Here is a 24,819-nt window from a genome sequence, read left to right on the forward strand (position 1 = left end):
CATGCCCGATGACCAGCGCCCCCGCCCGATGGGTTTCGTCGTGCCGATGGGCGGCGATCCGCAATCGGTCCGGCAAAGGGTCGAAGCGCTCGAAATGCTGCTCGAACGCAGCTTTCGCATCCCCGGAATCAACTATCCGGTCGGGCTCGACGCCGTGGTCGGACTGGTCCCCGTGCTGGGCGATGTCGTGACCACGGTGATGGGCGCCTATCTCGTATGGGAAGCGCGCAACCTCAACATGCCCCGGTGGAAGCTGTGGCGCATGGGCGCGAATGTGGCGCTGGACACGGCGCTGGGGCTGGTGCCCGTGGTGGGCGATGCGGCGGACTTCCTGTTCCGGTCGAACACGATGAACCTCAAGATCATCAAGCGCCATCTCGACAAGCACCATCCCGCCGCGCGGATGATCGACGGCTAGTTTCATTTGTGACAATCTCGCGCTAGGGCTCGGCTCATGGCGAAAACCGACGTTACCTACACCAGCTATCTCGATCTCGACCGCGTGCTTGCGGCGCAGCACCCTGCTTCGGGCGCGCATGACGAGATGTTGTTCATCATCGTCCACCAAGCGAGCGAGCTATGGCTCAAGCTGTGCCTGCACGAATTGACCGAAGCGCGGCGGCACATCGCTGCGGACAATCTGCGCCCGGCCTTCAAGATGCTGGCGCGGGTGGCGCGGGCGCAGGGGCAGTTGATCCAGAGCTGGGACGTGCTCAGCACCATGACCCCGCACGACTATTCCACCATCCGCCCGCATCTGGGCAATTCCTCCGGCTTCCAGTCGTGGCAATACCGCATGATGGAATTCATGCTGGGTGGCCGGAATCCGGAGATGATCAGCCTGCACGAGCGCCTGCCCGAAGCCGCCGCCATGCTGGCCAGGGAGGCGGCGAGCCCCAGCATCTATGACGAGACGGTGCGCCTGCTCGCACGGCGCGGCTTCGCGATCGACGAGGCTGTGCTGAATCGCGACATCGAAGCGCCTTACGCGCATTCGCAAAGCGTCGAGGACGCCTGGGCGGAAATCTACCGCGCGCCGCAGGAACATTGGGACCTCTACGAGCTCGCCGAAAAGCTGGTCGATCTCGAATACCACTTCCAGCGCTGGCGCTTCGGCCATCTGAAAACGGTCGAGCGCATCATCGGCTTCAAGCGCGGCACCGGCGGGACGCCGGGCGTGCCCTATCTCGCCGGTGTGCTGAAACAGGCCTTCTTCCCCGAGCTGCTGAGCGTCAGGACAGCGATCTGATGCCGCGCCGGATCTGGGACATTTCGCAGGTTCTGCGCCCGGATCTGCCGGTGTGGCCGGGCGACACGGCCTTCGCGCAAGTCGGCACCTGGCAGATGGAGCAAGGCTCGCCGGTCAATGTCTCGGCGCTCACCATGTCGACCCATTCGGGCGCGCATGCCGATGCGCCGCTGCATTACGCCGCCGATGCGCCCGACATCGCTTCGGTCGCGCTCGAGCCCTATCTCGGCCCCTGCCTGGTGGTCGACGCGCGCAATTGCGGGGCACTGGTCGAGCCTGGACACCTGCCCGACCTCGCGGGTGCGCGCCGCGTGCTGTTCCGCACCTATGACCGCTTTCCGCATGAGGCGTGGGATGCGCAGCACACCGCCATCGCGCCCGCGACCATCCGCGCGCTGGCCGATGCCGGCGTGATCCTGATCGGGATGGACGGCCCCTCGCTCGATCCGCAGGATTCGAAGGCGATGGAGGCGCATCTCGAGGTGCTTGCGGCGGACATGCGGGTGCTCGAAGGGCTGGTGCTCAATGACGTCCCGCCCGGCCAATACGAGCTGATCGCCTTGCCGCTCGCGATCGAGCGTGGCGATGCTTCGCCGGTGCGCGCCATCCTGCGGGAGCTGCCCGATGCGTGACGCCATGATCGCCCGCGCGCGCGAACTCGACGCCGCCGATCCGTTGCGCGCCTTTCGCGCGCTTTTCGAGCTGCCCGAAGGCGTGATTTATCTCGACGGCAATTCGCTCGGCGCGCTGCCCGCCGCGACTCCGGCGCGGCTGGAGCAGGTGATCCGCGGCGAATGGGGCGAAGGGCTGATCCGTTCATGGAATAGCGCCGACTGGATCGGCGCCGCGCGGCGCGTCGGCGGCAAAATTGCGCCGCTGATCGGTGCGCAGCCGCACGAAGTCGTCGCCGCTGACAGCACCAGCGTAAACCTGTTCAAGCTGATCGCCGCCGCGCTCGACATGCAGCGCGAGGGGCAAGGGGCGCGCAAGGTGATCCTCAGCGAACCCGGCAATTTCCCGACCGATCTCTACATGATCGCGGGGCTGGAGCGGCAAGGGCTGGCGGCCCGTCGGCTGGCGGATCGCGACCGTTTGATCAATGCGCTGGATGGCGATGTCGCTCTGCTGATGCTCACCCACGTCCATTACAAGACCGGCGCGCTGCACGACATGGTCGAACTCACCAAGGCTGCGCATGCGGCAGGCGCGCTGGTGCTGTGGGACCTGTCGCATAGTTGCGGCGCGCTGCCGGTCGACCTCAATGCCGCGAACGCAGATTTCGCGGTCGGCTGCGGGTATAAATATTTGAACGGCGGGCCGGGCGCTCCGGCCTATGCTTTCGTCGCCGAGCGGCACCACGCCGCGCTCCACCAGCCGCTGACGGGCTGGTTCGGCCACGCCGCGCCATTCGCATTCTCGGACGATTATGCCCCGGCTGAGGGGATCGACCGGCTGCAATGCGGCACTTCGCCTATCCTCGGGCTCGCCGCGCTTGAGGTGGGAGTGGATTTGATCGCAGAGATCGGTGTCAGGCGGCTCTATGCCAAATCGCAGGCGCTATCCGCATTCTTCCTGCATTGCCTCGGCGAATGGGGCCTCGATATCGAACTCGCCAGCCCGATCGACGGCGATGCGCGCGGCAGCCAGCTGTCCTTCCGCCATCCCGAAGCCTATGCGATCTGCCAGGCGCTGATCGCGCGCGGGGTGATCGGCGACTTCCGCGATCCGGACATTCTGCGGCTGGGCTTTGCGCCCGCCTATTTGCGGTTCGAGGACATGGCCGAAGCCGCGGGGCACCTGCGCGAAGTGCTCCATATGGACGAATGGAAAAGGCCGGAATTCAGGGAACGCGCCACGGTGACGTGATTGGCCGGAATTGGGTGGAAAGCGGACTTTCACGCCGAAAGCAAACTCTAGCGAACAGCAGAATCACAGTCCGAGCGTCGAGGGTTCATGTCCCTCCTCCGCTACCATTCCAAACGATTTGGCAAACCAGTCGAGAGAAGCACCCTCGCGTGCTGTCTTGCGCGGCGCCCAATCCCGGCATAACTCTCCTGTTTTTTAGGAGAGAGAATGATGAGAGCATCAGCGAAGAGTGTTTTTGCTGTCGTGTGCGCACTGTCCGTTGTGGCCTGTTCCGGCGCGGCGGAAGAAGAGACCACCGAGGAAGAAGTGGTGGAGGAGACAGCCCCTACAGAAGCTACGAGCGATGTAGCAGTCACGGCAAGCACCGAAGTGTTTGAAGTGTGCGATGAAGACGGCAATCGCTACCCCTCGGAGGCTGATGCCGAAGCGGCAGGTCTGGATAGGGCAGAATACGGGGCAACTTTCTGCGAATATGCCGAATAACCCGCGAACGATCTGAAAATTGGGAGGGGAGGCGCCGCGCCTCCCTTCTCATTTTGTGCGACACTCCTGGCCCGCCTCGTTGGGTTCATAATCCGCGTGTCGGGGGTTCGAGTTATTCCTCCGCTATCCGCAGCAACAAATTGGTGTGCAAAGACCGCGCGTGGCAGCGGATTATGGTGACATCCGGAATTGGGTCGTTAGCGGACATTCCGATTTTCCTACATGGCTGCGTTCTGGCAAGAACATGCCGCTCTTTGCCATTGTCGTACCACCCAAGCGCGAGTCCTCGCGGCCCAATGAGGGAGAAGGTTTTTCTCTTCTAGGACTATGTCGCATGTGTCGCATCGGTGAGGAATGTGACGCGCAGGAATGACGGGTTTAGGGCCGTCAACCCAAAGGCCGCTTACTCTTCCAGTTCGATGTCCCAGTAGAGATAGTCGCGCCAGGTTTCGTGGAGGTAGTTCGGCGGGAACAGCCGCCCGCGCTGCTGCAAGTGCCAGCTCGTCGGCCGGATCGGCTTCTCATAGAGATGCATCTGCGCCTGGCCCGGCGTGCGCCCGCCCTTCTTCATGTTGCACGGCGCGCAGGCGGTGACGATGTTCTCCCACGTCGTGCGCCCGCCCAGCCGCCGCGGGATCACATGGTCGAAGGTCAAATGATCGTGGCTGCCGCAATATTGGCACTGGAAACTGTCGCGCAGGAACAGGTTGAAGCGGGTGAAGGCGGGAAACTCGCTCTGCTTCACATATTGCCGCAGCGCGATCACGCTGGGGATCTTCATGTCGAGCGAAGGCGAATGCACCTCGCGGTCATAGCTCGCGACGATGTCCACCCGGTCAAGGAACACCGCCTTGATCGCGGTCTGCCATGGCCACAGGCTCAGCGGGTAATAGGACAGCGGCGTGTAGTCCGCATTGAGCACGAGCGAGGGACACGCCGACAGATTGCGCGTCGGGTCCTCGTCCGCATTGCGAAAGCGCGCTGCCTTCTCGATCAGATCGGTTCTGAACACTGCTCGCGTTCCTCCCTGATTGATGCGAAAGAATCATTTGCGGGCTAAAGCGTCAACCCCATGACAAAATGTCTTTCCACAAGCATGGTTTGACGAAGGCGCCGGAGAAACGGGATTTCGAGTCAAGCATGATCGTCACGCGATTCGCCCCCAGCCCCAATGGCATGCTGCATCTGGGCCATGCTTTTTCCGCGATCGTGGCGCATGACCTTGCGAAGGCGCGGGGCGGGCGCTTCCTGCTCAGGATCGAGGATATCGATGGCGCGCGCAGCCGGCCCGAGCTTGCGGACGAGTTCCGCCGCGATCTCGCATGGCTCGGCCTCGAATGGGAAGAAGTGCCCGCGCAATCGTCCCGGCTGGCGAGTTATGAAGCGGCGGCGCAGCGCCTGCGCGATGCTGGGCTGCTCTATCCCTGCACCTGCACGCGCAAGGAAATCGCCGCGCTCAGCCCGCGCATCGGGCCCGACGGGCCGGTCTATCCCGGCACCTGCAAGGGCAAGCCGCTCGATCCCGCGCGGCCCGCGGCGTGGCGGCTCGATATGGAAAATGCGCTCGCCCGGGCGGGGGAGCTTGTGTGGGAAGACGAACTTGCCGGGACTATCGCGGCCGATCCGGGCGCGTTCGGCGATGTCGTGCTGGTGCGCAAGGACGAGCCCGCGAGCTATCACCTCGCCGCCACGCTCGATGATGGCGCCGACGGGGTCACGCTCGTCACACGCGGGCAGGATCTCTTCGCCGCCACGCATATCCACCGCTTGCTGCAGGCGCTGCTCGGCCTGTCGGTGCCGACCTGGCACCACCATGCGCTGCTGCTCGACGAAAGCGGCGAAAAGCTCGCCAAGCGGCGCGACAGCGCTTCGCTCGCCGACCGGCGCATGGTGGCGGAGGACGGGCTGTTGCTTGCAGAGCAACTGCGGTTGCATAGATTTCCGGTTGGTATCTCGCTTTCGAAGGCCTAGATTGGCGGCATGACGGCTCTTCTTATCCTTGTACTGCTCGTGTTCATGGCGCTGGTGGTCTTTTCGCTGGTGCGCGGCATCGTGGCTTTCCTCAAGACGACCAAGATCGACCTGGAATCGGGCGATGGCGAGAACGTCAAGGAAATGCAGCTGATGCAGAACCGCGCAATGTTCGCCCGCATCAAGTACCAGGCGCTGGCGGTGGCGGTGATCGCCGTGATCCTCGCGATCAGCCAGTAAGCGCCGCATCGCGCATCGTCGCCTATGGTCAAGCTCAACAAGATCTACACCCGCACCGGCGATGACGGGTCGACCGGGCTTGTAGACGGCTCGCGCGTAGCCAAGACCTCGCTGCGCATCGAAGCGATCGGCAAGGTGGACGAAGCCAACAGCGCGATCGGGCTGGCCGCGGCGGCGGACCCGCAAGGGCCGCACGCGGCGGCGCTCTATCGCATCCAGAACGACATGTTCGATCTTGGCGCCGATCTGGCAACTCCGGCGGCCGATGGCGACTTCGCGCCGTCCGAAATGGTGCTGCGGATCGTGCCCGCACAGGTCGAATGGCTCGAGCGGGCGATCGACGGGCTCAACGAGGCACTCGAACCGCTCACCAGCTTCGTGCTGCCCGGTGGCAGCGAAGCCGCCGCGCGCACCCATGTGGCGCGGGCGACGGCTCGAAGCGCAGAACGGGCGGTAGTGGCTCTGGCCGCGGCGGAACCGGTCAATCCGGCGGCGCTGGCCTATATCAACCGGCTGTCGGACTATCTCTTCGTGTTGGCGCGTGTCTGCAATGCGAATGGCGCCGATGACGTCCGCTGGGTGCCGGGCGCCAACCGCTGACAGCAAGCCGCTAGCCAAGCCGCATCCGCGCCGCTAATAGGCGCCCTTTGCTGCAGTTGCGAAGGGATCGGTTTATGCAGAGGGTTGCGGTTATCGGGGCGGGTCAGATGGGCACGGGTATCGCCCAGACCGTGGCGCAACATGGCATGCAGGTGCTGCTGGCCGATGTCGACCAGACGTGTGCCGAAGCCGGCAAGGCCGCGATCGACAAGGCGCTGGGCCGGCTGGTGGGCCGCGGCAAGATGGAGATCGCCGAAGCCGAAGCGCTGCTGGGCCGGATCACCGCGGTTGGCGACTATGCGCCGATGGCCGATGCTGAGCTGATCGTCGAAGCCGCGACCGAGCGTGAGGAGATCAAGAAGGCGATCTTCGAAGCAGCGGGCAAGGTGCTGGACGCCGATGCCATCATGGCGAGCAACACCAGCTCGATCCCGATCACCCGCATGGCGAACTATGCGCCCGACGCGGCCCGCTTCATCGGGCTGCACTTCTTCAACCCCGTGCCGGTGATGGGCCTGATCGAAGTGATCCCCGGGCTTGCCACCGCAAAGTCCACCACCGACCGGATCACCGCGTTCGCCGAAGGCCTGGGCAAGCAGGTCGTGCTGAGCCAGGACGAGCCAGGCTTTGTGGTGAACCGCATCCTGCTGCCGATGATCAATGAAGCGATCTTCGTGCTGGGCCAGTCGACCGCCAGCATCCAGGATATCGACAAAGGCTGCCGGCTGGGCCTCAACCACCCGATGGGCCCGCTCGAACTGGCCGATTTTGTGGGCCTCGACACCTGCTTCGAGATCATCAAGGTGCTCTACGCCACGACCGGCGACAGCAAGTATCGCCCGGCGCCATTGCTTGTGAAATATGTCGAGGCGGGTTGGCTTGGCCGCAAGACCGGCCGCGGCTTCTACGACTATTCGAGCGAGGCCCCGGTTCCCACGCGCTGAGGAGTAAGGCGGCGGTCAGTCGCCGAAATGATCGCTGTCGTCGGAAATGATGTAGGTGTCGCCATCGGCCGGATCGGACATGTCCGGGTCGGTGCTGAGCGGTGTTGGGTCAAGTCCCGCCGCACTATCGATCAGTTCTTCGTCTGCGAAGAAATCGGCATCGCCAGCATCATCGCGATAGGGGTCGCGATCATTGTCGATCCGTGAGCCGAACTGGCCCTGTGGAGGGGCATCGAACGCTCCCGGTTCAGGCTCCGAAAGGCTTGAGGCCGCCTGGACCAGTGCACCCTGGTCATCTTCCGAACCGACGAGCATCGCCACGCTGAACAGCGTCATGCCGACGAACAGCAAAGCTTTCTTTGGACTTTCGAACAATCCCTTGGCCATGGGTCGGGATTATAGTCGCCGCGCCGTTAACTTTTCGTAGCTTTGGCTTCGGCGGCCAGTTCGTAGAGCAGGTCGAGCGCTTCGCGCGGGGAAAGCGCATCGACGTCGATGGCGTTTAGCCTTTCCGCCAGCGAATCGCGCGGTGGCTCTTCCTCTTCGTGGATCGCAGCGAACAGCGGCAGATCGCCGAGCCCCGCGGCCAGGCCGCCGGTTTCGGTACGGTTCTTCTCCAGCCTGTCGAGCACCTGCTTCGCGCGCGCGACGACCAGCGCGGGCACGCCGGCAAGGCGCGCGACGGCCAAGCCATAGGAGCGGTCGGCAGGGCCGCTCGACAATTCGTGCAGCAACACCAGATCGCCCTTGTACTCGCGCGCGCGGACATGGTGCAGCGAGAGCGCCTCGCAGCTTTCTGCGAGGCGGGCGAGCTCGTGGTAGTGCGTCGCGAAGAGGCAGCGGCACGCGATCGTTGAGTGCACCGCTTCGACCACCGCCCAAGCCAGCGCCAGCCCGTCATAGGTCGATGTGCCGCGCCCGACTTCGTCGAGGATCACGAAGCTGCGCGAAGTAGCTTGCGCCAGAATCGCAGCGGTTTCGACCATTTCGACCATGAAGGTCGAGCGCCCTCGCGCAAGATTGTCCGATGCGCCGACGCGGCTGAACAGCCGGTCGACGAGGCCGATACGGGCGCTTTCGGCAGGCACGAAGCCGCCCGCCTGCGCCAGCAGCACGATCAGCGCGTTCTGCCGCAGGAAGGTTGATTTGCCGCCCATGTTCGGCCCGCCGATCAGCCACAGCCGGTCATCGGGCATGAGGCGGCAATCATTGGCGACAAAGCGTTCGCCGCTGCGCGCCAGCGCGGCCTCGACCACCGGATGGCGGCCGCCCGTGATGTCGAGCAGCGCAGCGTCTTCGATTTCGGGCCTGCACCAGCCGCCTTCGGCTGCACGCTCGGCCTGACCCGCGCTGACATCGATCCGTGCGAGCGCCGCCGCCGTGCGCGCAATCGCTTCTCGCGCCCTGACGATTTCCGCCATCAGCTCCTCGAAATGCGCTTCTTCCGCGGCGAGCGCGTGGCCGCCCGCTTCTGCAATCCGGCTCGCTTCCTCGTGCAGCGCGAGCGAGTTGAAGCGGACCGCGCCCGCCATGGTCTGGCGGTGAGTAAACCCGCTATCCGGCGCCATCAGCGCATCGGCATGGCGCGCTGGCACTTCGATGAAATAGCCGAGCACGCCATTGTGCCTGATCTTGAGCGCGGCGACCCCGGTTTCGTCGCGATAGCGCGCTTCCATTGCGGCGATGGCGCGGCGCGAATTGCCCGATATCGCGCGCAATTCGTCGAGCGCGGCGTCATATCCTTCGGCGATGTAGCCGCCGCTCGAACGCTCGGTAGGCGGAGAGGGAACAAGTGCGCGGTCGAGCAAGTCGGTGAGCGCGCCGTGTCCGCTTAGGGCAGGCAGAAGCCCTGCCAGCAGATCGGGCGTGTCGGGCAGACGGGCGAGAAAGTCGCGGATTCGGCGCGCGTCGTTGAGACCGTCGCGGATTTGGCCCAGGTCGCGCGGGCTGCCGCGCCCGGCGACGATCCTTCCCAGCGCGCGACCGAGATCGGGCAAATTGCGCATCGCCTCGCGCAGATCGGCCCGGTTGAGCGGATCGGCATGAAACCATTGCACCAGCGACAGGCGCTGTTCGATCGCAGCGCGGTTGAGCAGCGGTGCCGCGAGGTCTTCGGCCAGCAGGCGTGCACCGGCGCCCGTCACGCAGCGGTCGATCGCGGCGATCAGGCTTCCCTCGCGCGAGCCCGACTGGCTGGCGAGGATTTCAAGGCTGCTGCGCGTCGCTTCATCCATCGCCATCGCCTGCCCGGCATCGCGAAGGCGCGGCGGCAGCAGCAGCGGCAGGCTGCCGCGCCCGACATGCTCAAGGTAGGAGATCAGCCCGCCTGCCGCGCCCAGCATGGCGCGCGAGAAATCGCCAAAGCCGTCAAGCGTCGCGACGCCATGGATGCGCTGCAATGCTGCTGCTCCTCCGTCGCTGCCGAATTCCGACTTCGCGCGCTCGACCGCGCCTTCGGGACCCAGTTCCCAGCCTTCGGGCACCACGCATTCGCTGAAGGTCAGCCGCGCCAGTGCGGCATCGACCAGCGCATGCTCGCACTCTTCCAGCACCATTTCGCCGGTCGAAATATCGCAGCTGGCGATGCCGATCGTGCCACGCACCTCTGCCAGCGCCACCAGCAGGTTCGCGCGGCGCGGTTCGAGCAGCGCCTCCTCGGTCAATGTGCCAGCAGTGACGAAACGCACTATGTCGCGCTTGACGAGGGCCTTCGACGAAGGCGTCCCTTCGCGCTTGGCGCGCACCTTCGCCTCTTCGGGCGTTTCGACCTGTTCGGCGATCGCAACCCTGCATCCGGCCTTGATTAGTCGCGCGAGATAGTTCTCTGCCGCATGCACCGGCACGCCGCACATCGGGACCGGTTCCCCGCCATGTTCGCCGCGGCTGGTCAGCGCGATATCGAGGATTGCGGCCGCCTGCCGCGCGTCGTCGAAGAACAGCTCGAAGAAGTCGCCCATGCGGTAGAACAGTAGGCTGCCACCCGCCTCACGCTTGAGCGCGTGATATTGCTGCATCATGGGAGTGGGCTGGCCGGACATTGGCCAAGCCGTAGCGTTGCATGGTGCGATTCGGAACGGCCTTGGCCGAGCTTTCCCCTATCGCTCGCGCTTTGGCTCGTTTAGGGGAGGCGGCAGACAGGAGGTAAGCCTTGGCCGATAAGAACAAAGTCAGTTTTACGACCCGCGAAGCCCTATTCTATCACGAGACGATCCGCCCGGGTAAGATCGAGATCATCCCCTCGAAGCCGATGGCGACGCAGCGCGACCTGAGCCTGGCCTATTCGCCGGGGGTTGCCGCGCCCGTTGAAGCGATTGCGGAAAATCCGCAGCTGGCGGCGAAATATACCGCACGCTCGAACCTTGTCGCAGTGATCTCGAACGGCACAGCGATCCTTGGCCTGGGAAATCTTGGCGCGCTTGCTTCGAAGCCGGTGATGGAAGGCAAGGCGGTGCTGTTCAAGCGCTTCGCTGATGTCGACTCGATCGATATCGAGCTCGACACCGAAGATCCCGAGGCCTTCATCAATGCGGTGGCGCTGATGGAACCGAGCTTCGGCGGGATCAACCTCGAGGACATCAAGGCGCCCGAGTGTTTCATCATTGAGCAAGCCCTGCGCGACCGCATGAAGATTCCGGTGATGCATGATGACCAGCACGGCACTGCGATCATCGCGGCAGCTGGCCTGATCAACGCCTGCCTGCTGACCGGTCGCAAGCTCAAGAATTGCCGCATGGTGGTGAACGGCGCGGGCGCCTCGGCACTGGCCTGTACCGCGCTGATCAAGGCGATGGGCATCCCGCATGAGAACGTGATCGTGTGCGACCGCTCTGGCCCGATCTATCCCGGCCGCGAAGATGTCGACCAATGGAAGAGCGCGCATGCCGTGTCGACCAAGGCGCGCAGCCTTGAGGAAGCGCTGGTGGGTGCGGATATCTTCCTCGGCCTATCCGCTGCGGGCGCGCTCAAGCCCGAGTGGGTCGCCAAGATGGCGGACAAGCCGATCATCTTCGCCATGGCCAACCCGACTCCTGAGATCATGCCCGACGAAGCCAAGGCAGTGCGTCCCGATGCGATCATCGCGACCGGCCGTTCGGACTTCCCGAACCAGGTCAACAACGTGCTGGGCTTCCCCTTCATCTTCCGTGGCGCACTCGACGTGCAGGCCACTACGATCAATGAAGAAATGAAGATCGCGGCTGCGCGGGCGATCGCCGAACTGGCGCGCGAGCGCGTGCCGGACGAAGTGGCAGCAGCCTATGGCGTGTCGCATCAGTTCGGAGAGGAATATATCATTCCCGCTCCGTTCGACCCCCGCCTGATGGAAGTCGTTTCCTCGGCAGTGGCAAAGGCTGCGATGGATTCGGGCGTAGCGCTCGCGCCGATCGAGGATTTCGACGCCTATCGCCATTCGCTCAAGGCGCGGCTCAACCCGACCACTTCGGTGCTGACGCAGGTCTATGAAACCGCCAAGGCCAATCCCAAGCGTGTGGTGTTCGCCGAAGCGGAAGAGGAAGTGGTGCTGCGCGCCGCGATCCAGTTCCGCGATTTCGGCTATGGCACGCCGGTGCTGGTCGGCCGGACCGAAAAGGTGCGCGAAAAGCTGGTCGAGCTGGCGGTCGAGGATCCGGAAAGCTTCGAGATCCACAACTCGAAGATCAGCGAACACGTTCCGGCGATGAACGAGTATCTCTACAACCGGCTGCAGCGCAAAGGCTTCACCGAGCGTGACGTGGCGCGCATGGTCAACCAGGAGCGCAACGTCTTCGCCGCGCTGCTGGTGGCGCTGGACGTGGGCGATGCGATGATCACCGGCCTCACCCGCCCGTTTGCGCAGTCCGCGCGCGAAGTGAACCTGGTGCTCGATCCCAAGCCCGGCGAAATTTCCTTCGGCATCCATCTGATGATCGGCAAGAACTACACCGTGTTCCTTGCCGACACGACGATCAACGAGCGCCCCGGCGCGGCGGAACTGGCGCATATCGCCAAGGAGACGGCGGCAGTCGCGCGGCGGCTGGGGCATGAACCGCGGGTCGCCTTCCTGTCCTATTCGACCTTCGGCAATCCCTCGGGCAAATGGCTCGACAACATTCGCGGCGCAGTGGCGATCCTCGACCAGGAAGACCCGGGCTTCGAATATGAAGGCGAGATGGCGCCCGACGCCGCGCTCAATCCGAAGGTTATGGAACGCTATCCCTTCAGCCGCCTGTCGGCGCCGGCGAACGTGCTGGTGATGCCCGGCCTGCAATCGGCGAACCTCTCGGCCAAGCTGCTGCGCGAACTCGCGGGGGCTTCGACCATCGGGCCGATGCTGAGCGGCATGCAGAAGCCTGTGCAGATTGCGCCGATGACCGCGATCGCGCCCGATGTGCTTACTCTGGCAGTGCTCGCTGCCGCAGGCGTGACGGGTTAGGCCGCCATGAGCGATACCACTCGCATCGTGCTCTCGGTAACCGGCAGCGACCGCCCGGGCCTCACCTCGGCACTGGCGGAAGCCGTGCTGGCGGCGGGCGGCAATTGGCAGGAGGGACACCTCAGCCGATTGGGCGGGCTCTATGTCGGCTCGGTGCTGGTCGAATTGCCCGACGCCAACGTCGGTGAATTGCAGCGCCAGGTGCAGGCGATCGACACCGCGGGCCTGAATGTGGTTATCAACCCGGCAGGCGACGAACCCGCCATCGCGCCAACCGCGCTGTTGTTCGAACTGGTCGGGCAGGACCGGCCCGGGATTATCCGTGAGGTGTCCGCGATCCTCGCCCGGCTGGGCGTCAACATCGAGAGCCTGTCGAGCGGCGAGGAAACCGCCGCTTGGGGCGGCGAGCGGCTGTTCCGCGCTGAGCTGCTCGTGACGCTGCCCGAAGGCGTAGCCCCCGAAGCGGTGCAGGAAGCACTCGAATCGATCTCGGGCGAAATCATGGTCGACTTCACATTCGGCGGCTGATGCGCGGCCTGACTATCCTCGACTTCGTGCCCCTGTTCCTCGCGGCAGTGTGCCTGCCGCTTGCTCTGTCACTGATTGAGCCGAACGGCGTCTATGGCGTGCGGACTTCAGCAACCTTCGCGTCCGAAGACGCGTGGTACCGTGCCAACTCCATCAGCGGATGGTGTGGCCTTGTCGCAGGACTTGCGGGGTTTGCATTCAATTGGCGGCTCTCGCGCAATCCGGTCGACGATAAGCAGTCGAAACGCAGAGGATTAGTCGTGGTGCTTGTGGTTGCCGCAGCGATGACCATTCCCGGCCTGCTCGCCGCGTAACTATTTGCGCCGATAGCGGAAGTACCACACCTCATGCCCATAGACGGTGCGCGCCTTGTGTTCATAGCGCGTTTCGGGCCAGCCCGAAGGCCGCACCTCCCAGCTTGAGCGGTTCTTGACCTGCCATTCGAACGCATCGGTGTGGCGCTGCATCACCATCAGCGCATGGCGCAGATAGACGGGATGATCGGTGCCGAAGCGGAATTCGCCGCCCGGCTTGAGCTTGTCGGCAAACATTTTGACCGGCCCATCATTCATCATGCGCCGCTTGGCGTGCTTGGCCTTGGGCCAGGGATCGGGATGGAGCAGGTAGATCATGGTCAGCGACCCGTCGGGCGCACGGGCCAGCACATCCAGCGCATCACCCATACGCAGCCGGACATTGGCCAGCTTCTGCTCTTCGATATGAGTGAGCGCCTGCGCCACGCCGTTGACGAACGGCTCCGCCCCGATGAACCCGTGGTCGGGCAGCAGATCGGCACGATGGGCCAGGTGTTCGCCGCCGCCGAAGCCGATCTCGAAATGAAGTGGGCGATCGTCGCCGAAAAGCGATTGCGCCGTCACCGGACCTTCGGCGGGCACGGCAATCTGCGGCAACAAATTGTCGACCAGACCCTGCTGGCGCGCGCGCAGGGGCTTGCCCTGGCTGCGGCCATAGAGTCGGTTGAGCGTGGTGGGATCGCCTTCCTTGAATGCAGACATGGTCCGCGCCCTAGGCGCTCAACTCCATGCCGTCCAGATGCCGTAGCTGCTGGTGACCGTCAGCGCGCCACCCACCAGAATCAGCATCAGCTTGGGGCTGAAATGCTTGGCAGCAAAGGCCGCGAAGGGGGCCGCTGCCATGCCGCCGATCAGCAGGCCGAGAGTCGCTCCGGCGAGGTCCGCAATGCCGATATGCAGGATGAATGTGGCGGAGATCGCGACCGTCACGAAGAATTCGGCGGCATTGACCGATCCGACCACCTTGCGCGGCTCCGCGCCTTGCACGAGCAGGTTGGATGTGACGATCGGGCCCCAGCCACCTCCGCCTGCCGCGTCGAGGAAGCCGCCGACAAGGCCCAGCGGCGCGATATGGCGCGCTGGGCGGAGCTTGGGCGGGTAAAGCAGGCCGCGTGCGAGCAGGTAGAGGCCCATTGCTGCAAGGTAGAGCAGGACGAAGGGCTTGATCGCTTCGCCGTCGATCGATGTCAGGAGATAGGCGCCGGTCACGCCCCCGATCACTCCGGGGATCACCAGCCTCGCGAACAGGCGCTTGTCGATATTGCCGTGGAACAGGTGGCTGAGGCCCGAAGTGGCGGTGGTGAAGCATTCGACGACATGCACCCGCTGCGATGCCTGCGCTGGAGGGAGGCTGAGCACGCCGACAAGCAAAGTGTTGGAGATCACCCCGAAGGCCATTCCGAGCGCGCCGTCGACCAGCTGCGCGGCGAAGCCGACCGTAATGAACGGCGCGATGGCCGCGAGATCAATGCCGAACCATTCCATCCCGCGGTTTCCTGCCTGGGTGATTTCGACAGGCTTCTAGACGCTTGCATGGGCGCCAGCGAGATAGATTTAACTCGCGGGGTGGAAATGAAATTCCGCAGCCGTGGACATGGCAATGTGTGCCCGAAAAGAAAAACGCCCGGGGCCTAAGCTCCGGGCGCAGTTTCTTTTCCTTCGTGAAAGGAACTGGTTCAGGCCGCTTCGGCAGCCTCGTCCGCGTCGCGCAGCACATAGCCGCGGCCCCACACGGTTTCGATGTAGTTCTCGCCGCTGCATGCATGGCTGAGCTTCTTGCGCAGCTTGCAGATGAAGACGTCGATGATCTTGAGTTCGGGCTCGTCTATCCCGCCATAGAGGTGGTTGAGGAACATTTCCTTGGTCAGCGTGGTGCCCTTGCGCAGCGAAAGCAGCTCAAGCATCGCATATTCCTTGCCGGTCAGGTGGACGCGGGCGCCGTCGACTTCGATGGTCTTGGCGTCGAGGTTCACTGCCAGCTTGCCGGTGCGGATGATCGACTGGCTGTGGCCCTTCGAACGGCGCACCACGGCATGGATGCGGGCGACCAGCTCTTCGCGGTGGAAGGGCTTCGTCACGTAATCGTCGGCGCCGAACCCGAAGCTGCGGATCTTGCTGTCCATTTCCGAAATGCCCGAAAGGATCAGCACCGGCGTCTGCACCTTGGCGACGCGCAGCTTCTTGAGCACGTCATAACCGTGCATGTCCGGCAGGTTCAGGTCGAGCAGGATGATGTCGTAGTCATACAGCTTGCCCAGATCCAGGCCTTCCTCGCCCAGATCGGTCGAATAGACATTGAAGCCTTCGGTCGTGAGCATCAGCTCGATCGCCTTGGCGGTTGTCGGTTCGTCCTCAATCAACAGCACGCGCATGGGTGGTTCCCCCTTTGCCCCAGAGCTCGCGGTAACCTCTCATCAAGAGGGGTTGCCAGGAATTAACCACACGAGGTCTCAACGAAAAAGGTTAATTTAGCGTAAAGCGGGTGGCTGTGCGGATTGGGTCAGGCAGTGAGTCTATTAGGCAACAGCTACTTAGGTGCTGCCAGTCGCCAGCTACAGCTCGATCCCGATCGAACGCAGCATGCCCAGCTGGTCGAAATAGGGCCGCTCGCACAGGATCAGGTCGCTGCCCGGAGCGAATTCGAATGTCGCCGCCATTCGCGCCTTGAGCTTGCGGCCGGTCGGCGGGATCGCGCGGTCGCCCACGCGGATTTCGCCCAGATGTGTGCCGGTGAGCCAGAATTCGACCAGCACCGTGTTCCCCGCATGCGCAATCTCGATGATTTCATTGCCCTGGTCGGGAAAGACCGAGCGCGATCCGGCGAAATAGCCGCGCACGGATTCTTCCCCGTCGAACAGTTGGCCGGTCGCCATTTCATAGCGCGGGTGGCCGTCGAAGGTCGCGATCACCGCGTCCCAGTCATATTCCATTTCCAGCGCCATGTGGTCGCGCACGCGCTGGATGCGCCTCTCGGCCAGATCGTCGCTCATCTTCCTTCTCCCTCTCCCGAATTCAAACCGGCGCTTACAAGCCCCGCAGCTTCTTCGCGCGTCGCCTCTGGACCGACGAGCCGATCCCCATGGCCTCACGATATTTCGCCACTGTCCGCCGCGCGAGGTCGAAACCTTCCGCCTTGAGCAGGTCGACCAGAGTGTCGTCGGAGAGGATCTTCGCGGGTTCCTCGGCATCGATCAGCGCCTTGATCCGCGCCTTCACCGCTTCGGAGGACGCGCCTTCGCCATCGCCAGCACCCCCGACTCTGCCCACGCCGCTGGTGAAAAAATACTTCAGTTCGAACGTACCGCGCTCGCAGCTGAGGAACTTGTTGCTGGTCACGCGACTGACGGTGCTTTCGTGCATTTCGATCGCTTCGGCCACTTCGCGCAAGGTCAGCGGGCGCAGCTCGGAAACGCCGCGGCGGAAGAAGCCGTCCTGCCGTTTAACGATCTCCGCCGCGGTCTTGAGAATGGTCTTCTGCCGCTGGTCGAGCGCGCGGATCAGCCAGTTGGCGTCGGCCAGCTTCTCCTTGAGCCAGCGGCGCGCTTCCTTGTCCGCCCCGCCGCCGCGTCGCAATTCGAGGTAATAGCCGCGATTGAACACAAGGCGCGGCAATGTGTCTTCGTTGAGCCGGATGTCCCACCCGCCGTCCGCAGTCGCTGCGATCAGTATGTCAGGGACCACCGCCTGCGCGCCCGGGTTGCCGAAAGCGAGGCCGGGCTTGGGATCGTAACCGCGCAGCTCGCTCAGCATTTCGGCGAAATCCTCTTTGTCGACGCCGCACATTCGCTTCAGCCGGGGGATTTCGCCGCGCGCCAGCAGGTCGAGATTGTCGATCAGCCTTGCCATGCAGGGATCGTAGCGATCGGCTTCGCGCGCCTGGATCGCCAGGCATTCGGCAAGCGAGCGCGCCCCCACTCCGCTGGGGTCCATGCTCTGGACCAGCGCCAGCCCGGCTTCGGCTTCGGGCAAAGTGACGCCAAGATCCGCTGCAATCTCGCGCAGGTCGAAGCTGAGATAGCCGGCCTCGTCGAGCAGGCCGATGATGTGCCTTGCGATGAATTGCTCGCGCGCATCGGAACTCAGCGCGCCCACCTGCTCATGCAGATGGTCGGCCAGGCTCAACTCCGCGCTGGAGCGCTCCTCGAATGACGAATATTCATTGTCGGAGGCGCCATGGCTGGCGGCTGCACCCCAATCGGCATCGCCGGTGTCGAAGTCGCGATCGAGCGATGCCGGATCGAGGTCGAGCGGAGCTTCGGCCTCGCCGAGGCCTTCGGCGATCAGGACGTCGGCGGTAAATTCCTCGCGCGGTATGTCATCAGCTGGCAGCTCTTCGCCCGCCTCGCGGCTGACCTCGCCAGCTTCGAGCAACGGGTTGGCTTCGAGCGCTTCTCCGATAAAGGCTTCGATTTCGAGATTGGACAGCGCCAGCAGCTTGATCGCCTGCTGCAACTGTGGCGTCATCACCAATGACTGCGATTGGCGGAGGTCCAGTCTCGGTCCGAGCGCCATCTGCCAAACCTCTAGAGCGTGAAGCCCTCGCCAAGGTAAAGGCGCCGCACGTTCTCGTCGGCCACAAGGTCTTGCGGCGAGCCTGCAAACAGCACCTGGCCGCCATAGATAATGCAGGCGCGATCGACGATATCGAGCGTCTCGCGCACATTGTGATCGGTGATCAGCACGCCGATGCCACGTTCCTTGAGGTCTTTCACCAGGTCGCGGATGTCGCTGATCGAAAGCGGGTCGATCCCGGCGAATGGCTCGTCGAGCAGCATGATCGAAGGCTTGGCCGCCAGCGCGCGGGCGATTTCGCAGCGCCGCCGCTCACCGCCCGAAAGCGCCATGGCCGGGGACTCGCGCAGTCGGGTGAGGCCGAATTCTTCGAGCAGCCGCTCGAGTTCCTGTGCGCGCGTATCCGCATCAGGCTCGACCATTTCGAGCACGCAATTGATGTTCTGTTCCACGGTCATCCCGCGGAAGATGCTGGTTTCCTGCGGCAGGTAGCCCAGGCCCAGGATCGCGCGGCGATACATCGGAAGATTGGTGACGTCCTCGCCATCCATCAGGATGCGGCCCGAATCCGGCCGCACAAGGCCCATGATCGAATAGAAGCAGGTGGTCTTGCCGGCGCCATTGGGGCCGAGCAGGCCAAGCACTTCGCCCTTGGCCACAGTCAGCGAGATGTCGCTCAGTACGCTGCGCTTTTCATAGCTCTTGGCGATCGAGATCACCTCAAGGCCGCCATTGGGCAAGGGCGCGCTCGCACTCTTTACCGGGGAGTGGGCCGCTTCGCTCAGGGTTTCGCTATGCTCCATCACGCCTGCTTTAGCATTCCGCGTGGGCCAGAAAACCCCTGTCATCGCCGAATTGGCAGGATTTGTGCATGGCGGCGTTGGCCTCATGGTTAGCGGGCTTGCACAAGTCGCCATGCTCTGTGATACTCCGGAGTCGGAGAGGCATTGTGGGGAGAACCTCGATGAATGACGCAGTCTCGCATGCCGAGGCATCGTCACCGCGCGCTGGGGGTCACGCGCGCGACTGGCGCAAATCGATGAGCGACCATGTCGCATACGCATTGCTGGTCTATACCGGCCTGCAGATTTTCGTGACGGTGAACGCGATCAAGGGCGGCTCGCACAGCATGCTGCCCTATCTCGCGCTGGTAGTGCTGGTGGCAGGGATCATCCCGGCGTGCCGCTGGTTCGAGAAGCGCTGGGTCAATCTTTCGGACGAGCAGGCTGTCGATCTAGCCTATGTCGCAGCATTCCGGCACGATCGGCTGATGCTCTGGGCACTGGCGATTGGCTTGCCCTTTGCGCTCACCGCGCTGTTTATGGCGATCGGCGCACTGCTCTGACTTAATTTTGCGCTGCCGCCGAACCGCTGTAGGCTGGCGGGGCGGGAGTGCCACATGCGTGAAAATTCCTGGCTGAGGGTTTTGCTGGCGGTTCTGCTGCTTTCGCTTGGCGCGCCTGCATCAGCCGTCCTACCCACATCGATTCCAACGACCTCGCCAAGTGCAGAGGTTCCCGAACAGATAATCGAGGCGACGCGTGACGAGGGCCAGGATGCCCTGATCGCTGAACGGATCGAGGGCATATTCGCCGAGCTCCCCGCATTTTCGGGCGCAGGCGTCGAGGTGAATGAGGGGGTTGTAACGCTTTCGGGCAAGGTGGCGGACCCGGCGGCAATCGATCGTGCGGGCAATATCGCTGCGCGGGTTTCCGGCGTCGTAACGGTAGAGAACCTTCTCGAGCGCGATCTTTCGGTCGAAGAAAACCTCTCCGTGCTGGGCCAGATGTCGGGGCTTGCCCAGAATTTCGTCAAAGCCCTGCCGCTTATCCTGGTATCGCTGCTGGCCGCGATACTGATCGGCGGGCTAGGCTATCTGATCGCCGGCATCAGGGGATTATGGAGCCGGATCGCGCCCAACATATTCCTCGCCGAACTGATCCGAAGCGCCATCCGCTTCGTATTCGTTGTCGGTGGCGTGATCATTGCGCTCGACATGCTCGGGGCCGGCACGTTGATGGGGGCGGTGCTAGGCGGCGCGGGCGTGATGGGGATCGCGCTGGGATTTGCCATGCGCGACACAATCGAGAACTATGTCGCTTCGCTGATGCTGAGTATCCGCCAGCCGTTCCGCGCCAACGACTGGGTTTTGATCGACCATTATGAAGGCCGCGTGATCCGGCTCACCAGTAGGGCCACGATCCTGATGACGCTCGACGGGAACCATTTGCGCATCCCCAATGCGCAGGTCTTCAAGGCGGTTATCCTCAACTACACGCGCAACCCGCAGCGCCGCTTCGAATTCGAGCTGGGGATCGATGCCGACGATGACCCGCGTGCGGCGATGGCTTGCGGAATCGAAGCGCTGGCAAAGCTCGATTTCGTGCTCGCCGATCCAGAACCCTCGGCGCGGGTCCAGAAGGTCGGCGATTCGAATATCGTGGTACTTTACCTCGGCTGGATTGATCAGCGCGAGGCGGACTGGTTCAAGTCGCGTAGCCTGGCCATTGGAGCGGTCAAGGATGCGCTCGAACAGGCCGGCTTTGCCATTCCCGAGCCGATCTACCGCTTGCGGGTTGATTCACGCAGCGATGCCTTGCCGATCGGGCGTGCGGCTGCTGCAGCAGAAGGCGAGGCAGGGGTCGACCGTGTTGCGGCGCAACAGCCCGAGCAGTTCAGCCAGGATGTCCGCCCCGAAGGCGAAATCGAACAAATGGTCGAGGCTGAGCGTCGCAGCAGCGGCAAGCGGGCCAAGGACCTGCTCGATCCCAGCCGCCCGGTGGAATGATCAGCCGTTCTTGGCGCGCTCGATCGCTTCCACCACGATGCGGCGTGCTTCCTGCGCGTCGCCCCAGCTGCCCACGCGCACCCACTTTTCGGCTTCGAGATCCTTGTAGTGGGTGAAGAAGTGTTCGATCTGCTGGAAGATGATTGAAGGCAAGTCCTTGGTTTCCCCGACATCCGAATAGTACGGGAAAGTCGTGTCGACCGGCACGCAGATCAGCTTCTCGTCGCCGCCATGTTCGTCTTCGAGGTTGAGCACGCCGATCGGGCGCGCCCGCACGACACAACCCGGGATGAAGGGGCTGCGCGAGATCACCAGCGCATCGAGCGGATCGCCATCGGGCGAAAGAGTGTGCGGGACAAAGCCGTAATTGGCGGGATAGCGCATCGGCGTGTGCAGGATGCGGTCGACAAACAGCGCGCCTGATTCCTTGTCGAACTCGTACTTCACCGGTTCGCCGCCGGTGGGAACTTCGATGATGACGTTGAGGTCTTCGGGCGGGTTGGTGCCGGTGGGGATCTTGTCGATGCGCATTTCAGTCTCGTGTAAGCGGTGCGGTCCCTCTCCCCCTGAGCCGCACGGGTTTGTTTCGGAGCGGCCTTTAGCGGCGCGACCGCCATTGCGAAAGCCCTTCCTTGGTCGTAATCGCCCCCGCATGAGTAAGAACACCCCGCAAGCCATCAGAGGCACCCAGGATATTTTCGGCGCCGATGCCGAAGCTTTCGCATTCGTGGTCGAAACCTTCGAGCGCGTGCGCAAGCTCTATCGCTTCCGCCGGGTGGAAATGCCGGTGTTCGAGAAGACCGAAGTGTTCAGCCGCGCGATCGGCGAGACGACCGACGTGGTCAGCAAGGAAATGTATTCCTTCGAGGATCGCGGCGGGGAATCGCTCACGCTGCGCCCGGAATTCACTGCGGGCATCGCGCGCGCCTATCTCACCAATGGCTGGCAGCAGCACGCGCCGCTGAAGGTCGCGACCCACGGCTCGCTGTTCCGCTACGAGCGCCCGCAAAAGGGCCGCTATCGCCAGTTCCACCAGATCGACGCGGAGATCATCGGCGCGGCGGAACCACAGGCCGATGTCGAGCTGCTCGCGATGGCGGACCAGATCATCCGCGAACTGGGCATCACCGGCGTGACGCTGCACCTCAATACTCTGGGCGATGCCGAGAGCCGCGAGGCGTGGCGCGCGGCGCTGGTCGAGCACTTCCGCGCCGTGAAGGACGAATTGAGCGAGGAATCGCAGGAACGGCTCGAGAAGAACCCGCTCCGCATCCTCGACAGCAAGGACCCGCGCGACCGCAAGTTTGTGGGCACCGCTCCGAAGATCGACGCGTTTTTGTCAGACGAGGCGAAGTCGTTTTTCGAAACGGTGACTTCGGGGCTCGATGCGGCTGGTGTGGAGTGGGTGCGGGCCGAAAGCCTCGTGCGCGGGCTCGACTATTATCGCCACACCGCGTTCGAGTTCATCCCGGACGAGGGCAGCGAGGCCGCGGGCAAGCTCGGCTCACAAAGCACGATCCTGGGCGGCGGGCGCTATGACGGGCTGATGGAATCGCTTGGCGGCGCACCCACGCCCGCGGTCGGCTGGGCGGCGGGGATCGAGCGGCTGGCGATGCTGGTTGGGGACAAGGCTGAGGAACCGGTCGAGATTGCTGTCATACCGATCAGTGAAGTCGGCAATGTGCGAGCGATCGAGGTGGCGCAGGACTTGCGCAACTCCCGCTTCTCGGCTGAGATTTTTGCTCGCGGCAATATCAAGAAGCGCTTTGCCCGCGCAGACCAGGCTGGAGCCATGGCCGCGATCATCATTGGCGAGGATGAAATTGCCTCTGGCCAGCTCCAGTTCAAGCATCTTGGAACGGGTGAGCAGTCGACTTTAACTTTGGACGAGGCCCGCGAGCGCGCTTGGGAATTGCGATGTGACCGCGACGTTGAAAAATTTGATTCTTATATGACCAACCTGGAGGACGCGGTGAATTCGTTGGGAGACGAAGATTGACCGCCATCCCTGCCGAACGTCTGGACCAGATTGCGCACCGTTTCGCCGAGCTCGAAGCGCGTATGGCCTCGGGCACGCTCGAAGGCGAGGCTTTCGTAAAGGCCAGCCGCGACTATGCCGAGCTTGAGCCGGTGGCGAAGGCTGCAGGCTTGGTCGCCGCCATGCGCGAGGAAGTGCTGGCGCTCAACGCTATGAAGGAAGACCCCGAGTTCAAGGCCATGGCCGAAGAAGAGCTGGCCAAGATCAGGGAGGAATTGCCCGAGCTCGAACGCCAGCTCGCCGTGGCCATGCTCCCCAAGGACAGCGCCGACAGCAAGCCCGCCATGCTCGAAATCCGCGCCGGTACCGGGGGAGATGAAGCGGCGCTGTTCGCGGCTGACCTTTACCGCATGTATGAGCGCTATGCCGCTGAACAGGGATGGAAGGTCGAACCGATCAGCATGAACGCCAGCGATATCGGCGGCTTCAAGGAAATCGTCGCCAATGTCAGCGGCACGGGCGTGTTCGCCAAGCTCAAGTTCGAAAGCGGCGTCCACCGTGTGCAGCGCGTGCCCGTGACCGAAAGCGGCGGGCGCATCCACACATCGGCGGCGACCGTGGCGGTCCTGCCCGAGCCTGACGAGGTCGACGTCCATATCGAGGACAAGGACCTCAAGATCGACATTTACCGCGCCAGCGGCGCGGGGGGGCAGCACGTCAACACCACCGATTCCGCTGTGCGCATCACCCATTTGCCGAGCGGGATCGTCGTGACCTGCCAGGACGAGCGCAGCCAGCACAAGAACCGCGCCAAGGCGATGCAGGTGCTGCGTGCGCGCCTCTACGAGCAGATGCGCGACCAGGCGCAGGGGGCCGAAGCCGAAGCGCGCAAGGCGATGGTCGGCAGCGGCGACCGGTCCGAGCGCATCCGCACCTACAATTTCCCGCAAGGCCGCGTGACCGATCACCGCATCGGCCTGACCCTGCACAAGCTCGACGAAGTGCTCGCCGGGACCGGGCTGGGCGAGTTGATCGATGCTCTGATCGCAGAGGACGAGGCCAAGCGCCTCGCCGCGATGGGTGAGTGACCGTAGCTGACGCCTTGCGCGCGGCGACGCAGAAACTCTCTGAAACCAGCGACACCGCGCGGCTCGACGCCGAATTGCTGATGGTACATGCTCTGGGTGCCAGCCGGTCTGACATGTTGCTGCGCCACATGGATGCGAACGTGCCGACCTGCTTTGCGGCACTGGTCGAGCGCCGGGCGCGGCACGAGCCGGTCGCCTATATCCTCGGCGAGGCCGAGTTCTACGGGCGCAGCTTCATCGTCAACCCGGCAGTGCTGATCCCGCGCGGCGATAGCGAAAGCGTGGTCGAGGCGGCGCTGGAGGTGGCGCCGATTGACGGGCGGGTGCTCGATCTCGGCACCGGTTCGGGCGCCTTGCTCCTGACCATCCTGGCCGAACGCCCGCGTCTCACCGGCGTGGGGATCGACGCGTCGCTCGGCGCGCTTGCGGTGGCAGCGGCGAATGCGGGGCGACTGGGTCTGGGCGAGAGGGCGCGGATGCAGCGAGGCGACTGGCGCGAAGCCGGTTGGGCGGACGATCTGGGCCGCTTCGACCATGTTATCGCGAACCCTCCCTATGTCGAAACCACGGCAGGGCTTGACCCCTCGGTGCGCGAATTCGAGCCCGCCAGCGCGCTCTTCGCCGGGCCCGAGGGGCTTGACGACTATCGGATCATCATCCCGCAATTGCGCAGCCTGTTGACAGAAACCGGCACTGCGGTGTTGGAGATCGGGGCGGAGCAAGCGGAAAAGGTGGCGCAAATTGCTGAGGAAGCTGGGTTTTCTGTTACGTTGCGGCGCGACCTTGCCGAGCGGCCGCGTGCGCTCATCCTGACATAAAGACTTGGCAAACCGCCATTGAGGCACTAA

The 24,819-nt window shown here is 63.7% G+C and carries 27 protein-coding genes; 17 read left to right on the forward strand and 10 right to left on the reverse strand.

From position 1 onward, the window contains the following. Position 1 precedes the first annotated feature (1 nt). From VRS74_RS03220 to VRS74_RS03240, 5 genes are all read left to right on the forward strand, one after another. Positions 2-418 carry a DUF4112 domain-containing protein gene (locus VRS74_RS03220; RefSeq protein ID WP_354143802.1) on the forward strand — a complete coding sequence of 139 codons (417 nt, stop codon included), beginning with the start codon at positions 2-4 and terminating at the stop codon, positions 416-418. Between the two features lie 36 nt (positions 419-454). Further along, positions 455-1,249, forward strand: coding sequence for a tryptophan 2,3-dioxygenase (locus tag VRS74_RS03225; protein ID WP_354143803.1), 795 nt, complete (start codon positions 455-457; stop codon positions 1,247-1,249). Beyond that, on the forward strand, positions 1,249-1,881 hold the full coding sequence (kynB, locus tag VRS74_RS03230) for an arylformamidase (RefSeq protein ID WP_354143804.1): 633 nt from the start codon (positions 1,249-1,251) through the stop codon (positions 1,879-1,881). Before VRS74_RS03225 ends, kynB begins: the two co-directional genes overlap by 1 nt. 4 nt (positions 1,882-1,885) lie before the next feature. After that, positions 1,886-3,115: a kynureninase gene (gene kynU, locus VRS74_RS03235; RefSeq protein ID WP_354143884.1), complete on the forward strand. Its 1,230-nt coding sequence runs from the start codon at positions 1,886-1,888 to the stop codon at positions 3,113-3,115. Positions 3,116-3,322: 207 nt separating this feature from the next. Then, entirely contained in the window at positions 3,323-3,598 is a 276-nt protein-coding gene (locus VRS74_RS03240; protein ID WP_354143805.1) for a hypothetical protein, read from the forward strand. A 403-nt stretch (positions 3,599-4,001) separates the two neighbouring features. Here VRS74_RS03240 and VRS74_RS03245 read toward each other — a convergent pair whose 3' ends face one another. Beyond that, the gene (locus VRS74_RS03245) at positions 4,002-4,610 is read right to left on the reverse strand and encodes an HNH endonuclease (protein ID WP_354143806.1); all 609 of its coding nucleotides are present in this window, start codon (positions 4,608-4,610) and stop codon (positions 4,002-4,004) included. Between the two features lie 128 nt (positions 4,611-4,738). Here VRS74_RS03245 and gluQRS point away from each other — a divergent pair, with 128 nt between their 5' ends. The 4 genes from gluQRS (at position 4,739) to VRS74_RS03265 (ending at position 7,353) form a co-directional block, all read left to right on the forward strand. Further along, positions 4,739-5,569 carry a tRNA glutamyl-Q(34) synthetase GluQRS gene (gluQRS, locus tag VRS74_RS03250; protein WP_354143807.1) on the forward strand — a complete coding sequence of 277 codons (831 nt, stop codon included), beginning with the start codon at positions 4,739-4,741 and terminating at the stop codon, positions 5,567-5,569. A gap of 9 nt (positions 5,570-5,578) precedes the next feature. After that, positions 5,579-5,809, forward strand: coding sequence for a hypothetical protein (locus tag VRS74_RS03255; RefSeq protein ID WP_354143808.1), 231 nt, complete (start codon positions 5,579-5,581; stop codon positions 5,807-5,809). A gap of 24 nt (positions 5,810-5,833) precedes the next feature. Further along, positions 5,834-6,409 (forward strand): cob(I)yrinic acid a,c-diamide adenosyltransferase, encoded by a 576-nt coding sequence (locus VRS74_RS03260; RefSeq protein WP_354143809.1) that lies wholly within the window; start codon positions 5,834-5,836, stop codon positions 6,407-6,409. 74 nt (positions 6,410-6,483) lie between these two features. Then, on the forward strand, positions 6,484-7,353 hold the full coding sequence (locus VRS74_RS03265) for a 3-hydroxyacyl-CoA dehydrogenase family protein (RefSeq protein ID WP_354143810.1): 870 nt from the start codon (positions 6,484-6,486) through the stop codon (positions 7,351-7,353). Between the two features lie 15 nt (positions 7,354-7,368). On the opposite strand, the gene VRS74_RS03270 is transcribed toward VRS74_RS03265, so the two are convergent. Beyond that, a complete protein-coding gene (locus VRS74_RS03270) occupies positions 7,369-7,689 on the reverse strand; it encodes a hypothetical protein (RefSeq protein ID WP_354143811.1) in 321 nt (106 codons plus the stop codon). Positions 7,690-7,766: 77 nt separating this feature from the next. Then, entirely contained in the window at positions 7,767-10,391 is a 2,625-nt protein-coding gene (gene mutS / locus VRS74_RS03275; protein WP_354143812.1) for a DNA mismatch repair protein MutS, read from the reverse strand. Positions 10,392-10,501: 110 nt separating this feature from the next. Here mutS and VRS74_RS03280 point away from each other — a divergent pair, with 110 nt between their 5' ends. From VRS74_RS03280 to VRS74_RS03290, 3 genes are read left to right on the forward strand one after another with little or no spacing between them, the layout of a single operon-like run. Then, positions 10,502-12,763 carry an NADP-dependent malic enzyme gene (locus VRS74_RS03280; protein ID WP_354143813.1) on the forward strand — a complete coding sequence of 754 codons (2,262 nt, stop codon included), beginning with the start codon at positions 10,502-10,504 and terminating at the stop codon, positions 12,761-12,763. A 6-nt stretch (positions 12,764-12,769) separates the two neighbouring features. Then, the gene (locus tag VRS74_RS03285) at positions 12,770-13,291 is read left to right on the forward strand and encodes a glycine cleavage system transcriptional repressor (RefSeq protein ID WP_354143814.1); all 522 of its coding nucleotides are present in this window, start codon (positions 12,770-12,772) and stop codon (positions 13,289-13,291) included. After that, entirely contained in the window at positions 13,291-13,605 is a 315-nt protein-coding gene (locus tag VRS74_RS03290) for an SdpI family protein (protein ID WP_354143815.1), read from the forward strand. Before VRS74_RS03285 ends, VRS74_RS03290 begins: the two co-directional genes overlap by 1 nt. On the opposite strand, the gene trmB is transcribed toward VRS74_RS03290, so the two are convergent. The 6 genes from trmB to lptB all read right to left on the reverse strand — a co-directional run bounded on the left by trmB (position 13,606) and on the right by lptB (position 18,920). After that, positions 13,606-14,307, reverse strand: coding sequence for a tRNA (guanine(46)-N(7))-methyltransferase TrmB (gene trmB / locus VRS74_RS03295; protein WP_354143816.1), 702 nt, complete (start codon positions 14,305-14,307; stop codon positions 13,606-13,608). It abuts the gene before it with no gap. Positions 14,308-14,325: 18 nt separating this feature from the next. Beyond that, on the reverse strand, positions 14,326-15,090 hold the full coding sequence (locus VRS74_RS03300) for a sulfite exporter TauE/SafE family protein (protein ID WP_354143817.1): 765 nt from the start codon (positions 15,088-15,090) through the stop codon (positions 14,326-14,328). Between the two features lie 191 nt (positions 15,091-15,281). Beyond that, a complete protein-coding gene (gene ctrA, locus VRS74_RS03305) occupies positions 15,282-15,977 on the reverse strand; it encodes a response regulator transcription factor CtrA (protein WP_354143818.1) in 696 nt (231 codons plus the stop codon). A 180-nt stretch (positions 15,978-16,157) separates the two neighbouring features. Next, a complete protein-coding gene (locus tag VRS74_RS03310; RefSeq protein ID WP_354143819.1) occupies positions 16,158-16,595 on the reverse strand; it encodes an ester cyclase in 438 nt (145 codons plus the stop codon). 34 nt (positions 16,596-16,629) lie between these two features. Beyond that, on the reverse strand, positions 16,630-18,117 hold the full coding sequence (gene rpoN / locus VRS74_RS03315; RefSeq protein ID WP_354143820.1) for an RNA polymerase factor sigma-54: 1,488 nt from the start codon (positions 18,115-18,117) through the stop codon (positions 16,630-16,632). Positions 18,118-18,128: 11 nt separating this feature from the next. After that, positions 18,129-18,920 carry an LPS export ABC transporter ATP-binding protein gene (gene lptB, locus VRS74_RS03320; protein WP_354143821.1) on the reverse strand — a complete coding sequence of 264 codons (792 nt, stop codon included), beginning with the start codon at positions 18,918-18,920 and terminating at the stop codon, positions 18,129-18,131. A gap of 161 nt (positions 18,921-19,081) precedes the next feature. On the opposite strand from lptB, the gene VRS74_RS03325 reads away from it, so the two are divergent. Beyond that, a complete protein-coding gene (locus VRS74_RS03325; protein WP_354143822.1) occupies positions 19,082-19,462 on the forward strand; it encodes a hypothetical protein in 381 nt (126 codons plus the stop codon). A 54-nt stretch (positions 19,463-19,516) separates the two neighbouring features. Continuing rightward, a complete protein-coding gene (locus VRS74_RS03330; RefSeq protein ID WP_354143823.1) occupies positions 19,517-20,905 on the forward strand; it encodes a mechanosensitive ion channel domain-containing protein in 1,389 nt (462 codons plus the stop codon). Here the strand turns inward: VRS74_RS03330 and ppa are convergent, their stop codons facing one another. After that, positions 20,906-21,436 carry an inorganic diphosphatase gene (gene ppa / locus VRS74_RS03335; protein WP_354143824.1) on the reverse strand — a complete coding sequence of 177 codons (531 nt, stop codon included), beginning with the start codon at positions 21,434-21,436 and terminating at the stop codon, positions 20,906-20,908. Between the two features lie 121 nt (positions 21,437-21,557). Here ppa and hisS point away from each other — a divergent pair, with 121 nt between their 5' ends. From hisS to prmC, 3 genes are read left to right on the forward strand one after another with little or no spacing between them, the layout of a single operon-like run. After that, positions 21,558-22,904, forward strand: coding sequence for a histidine--tRNA ligase (hisS, locus tag VRS74_RS03340; protein WP_354143825.1), 1,347 nt, complete (start codon positions 21,558-21,560; stop codon positions 22,902-22,904). Next, on the forward strand, positions 22,901-23,971 hold the full coding sequence (gene prfA, locus VRS74_RS03345; RefSeq protein WP_354143826.1) for a peptide chain release factor 1: 1,071 nt from the start codon (positions 22,901-22,903) through the stop codon (positions 23,969-23,971). The genes hisS and prfA overlap by 4 nt, the downstream gene beginning before the upstream one ends. Continuing rightward, entirely contained in the window at positions 23,968-24,789 is an 822-nt protein-coding gene (prmC, locus tag VRS74_RS03350; RefSeq protein ID WP_354143827.1) for a peptide chain release factor N(5)-glutamine methyltransferase, read from the forward strand. The genes prfA and prmC overlap by 4 nt, the downstream gene beginning before the upstream one ends. Positions 24,790-24,819 lie beyond the last annotated feature (30 nt).

The sequence above is a fragment of the Altererythrobacter litoralis genome (genome assembly GCF_036324225.1).
GTDB lineage: Bacteria > Pseudomonadota > Alphaproteobacteria > Sphingomonadales > Sphingomonadaceae > Erythrobacter > Erythrobacter litoralis_A.

What these genes read in the sequence shown, in the direction of transcription:
- VRS74_RS03225 (WP_354143803.1), top strand. Translation starts at nt 455, where the DNA reads ATGGCGAAAACCGACGTTACCTACACCAGCTATCTCGATCTCGACCGC.
- kynU (WP_354143884.1), top strand. Translation starts at nt 1,886, where the DNA reads ATGATCGCCCGCGCGCGCGAACTCGACGCCGCCGATCCGTTGCGCGCC.
- VRS74_RS03240 (WP_354143805.1), top strand. Translation starts at nt 3,323, where the DNA reads ATGATGAGAGCATCAGCGAAGAGTGTTTTTGCTGTCGTGTGCGCACTG.
- VRS74_RS03265 (WP_354143810.1), top strand. Translation starts at nt 6,484, where the DNA reads ATGCAGAGGGTTGCGGTTATCGGGGCGGGTCAGATGGGCACGGGTATC.
- rpoN (WP_354143820.1), bottom strand. Translation starts at nt 18,117, where the DNA reads ATGGCGCTCGGACCGAGACTGGACCTCCGCCAATCGCAGTCATTGGTG.
- hisS (WP_354143825.1), top strand. Translation starts at nt 21,558, where the DNA reads ATGAGTAAGAACACCCCGCAAGCCATCAGAGGCACCCAGGATATTTTC.
- ppa (WP_354143824.1), bottom strand. Translation starts at nt 21,436, where the DNA reads ATGCGCATCGACAAGATCCCCACCGGCACCAACCCGCCCGAAGACCTC.
- ctrA (WP_354143818.1), bottom strand. Translation starts at nt 15,977, where the DNA reads ATGCGCGTGCTGTTGATTGAGGACGAACCGACAACCGCCAAGGCGATC.
- VRS74_RS03310 (WP_354143819.1), bottom strand. Translation starts at nt 16,595, where the DNA reads ATGAGCGACGATCTGGCCGAGAGGCGCATCCAGCGCGTGCGCGACCAC.
- VRS74_RS03330 (WP_354143823.1), top strand. Translation starts at nt 19,517, where the DNA reads ATGCGTGAAAATTCCTGGCTGAGGGTTTTGCTGGCGGTTCTGCTGCTT.
- VRS74_RS03300 (WP_354143817.1), bottom strand. Translation starts at nt 15,090, where the DNA reads ATGGAATGGTTCGGCATTGATCTCGCGGCCATCGCGCCGTTCATTACG.
- trmB (WP_354143816.1), bottom strand. Translation starts at nt 14,307, where the DNA reads ATGTCTGCATTCAAGGAAGGCGATCCCACCACGCTCAACCGACTCTAT.
- VRS74_RS03325 (WP_354143822.1), top strand. Translation starts at nt 19,082, where the DNA reads ATGAATGACGCAGTCTCGCATGCCGAGGCATCGTCACCGCGCGCTGGG.
- VRS74_RS03285 (WP_354143814.1), top strand. Translation starts at nt 12,770, where the DNA reads ATGAGCGATACCACTCGCATCGTGCTCTCGGTAACCGGCAGCGACCGC.
- mutS (WP_354143812.1), bottom strand. Translation starts at nt 10,391, where the DNA reads ATGTCCGGCCAGCCCACTCCCATGATGCAGCAATATCACGCGCTCAAG.
- VRS74_RS03270 (WP_354143811.1), bottom strand. Translation starts at nt 7,689, where the DNA reads ATGACGCTGTTCAGCGTGGCGATGCTCGTCGGTTCGGAAGATGACCAG.
- lptB (WP_354143821.1), bottom strand. Translation starts at nt 18,920, where the DNA reads ATGGAGCATAGCGAAACCCTGAGCGAAGCGGCCCACTCCCCGGTAAAG.
- VRS74_RS03255 (WP_354143808.1), top strand. Translation starts at nt 5,579, where the DNA reads ATGACGGCTCTTCTTATCCTTGTACTGCTCGTGTTCATGGCGCTGGTG.
- kynB (WP_354143804.1), top strand. Translation starts at nt 1,249, where the DNA reads ATGCCGCGCCGGATCTGGGACATTTCGCAGGTTCTGCGCCCGGATCTG.
- VRS74_RS03220 (WP_354143802.1), top strand. Translation starts at nt 2, where the DNA reads ATGCCCGATGACCAGCGCCCCCGCCCGATGGGTTTCGTCGTGCCGATG.
- VRS74_RS03290 (WP_354143815.1), top strand. Translation starts at nt 13,291, where the DNA reads ATGCGCGGCCTGACTATCCTCGACTTCGTGCCCCTGTTCCTCGCGGCA.
- VRS74_RS03260 (WP_354143809.1), top strand. Translation starts at nt 5,834, where the DNA reads ATGGTCAAGCTCAACAAGATCTACACCCGCACCGGCGATGACGGGTCG.
- gluQRS (WP_354143807.1), top strand. Translation starts at nt 4,739, where the DNA reads ATGATCGTCACGCGATTCGCCCCCAGCCCCAATGGCATGCTGCATCTG.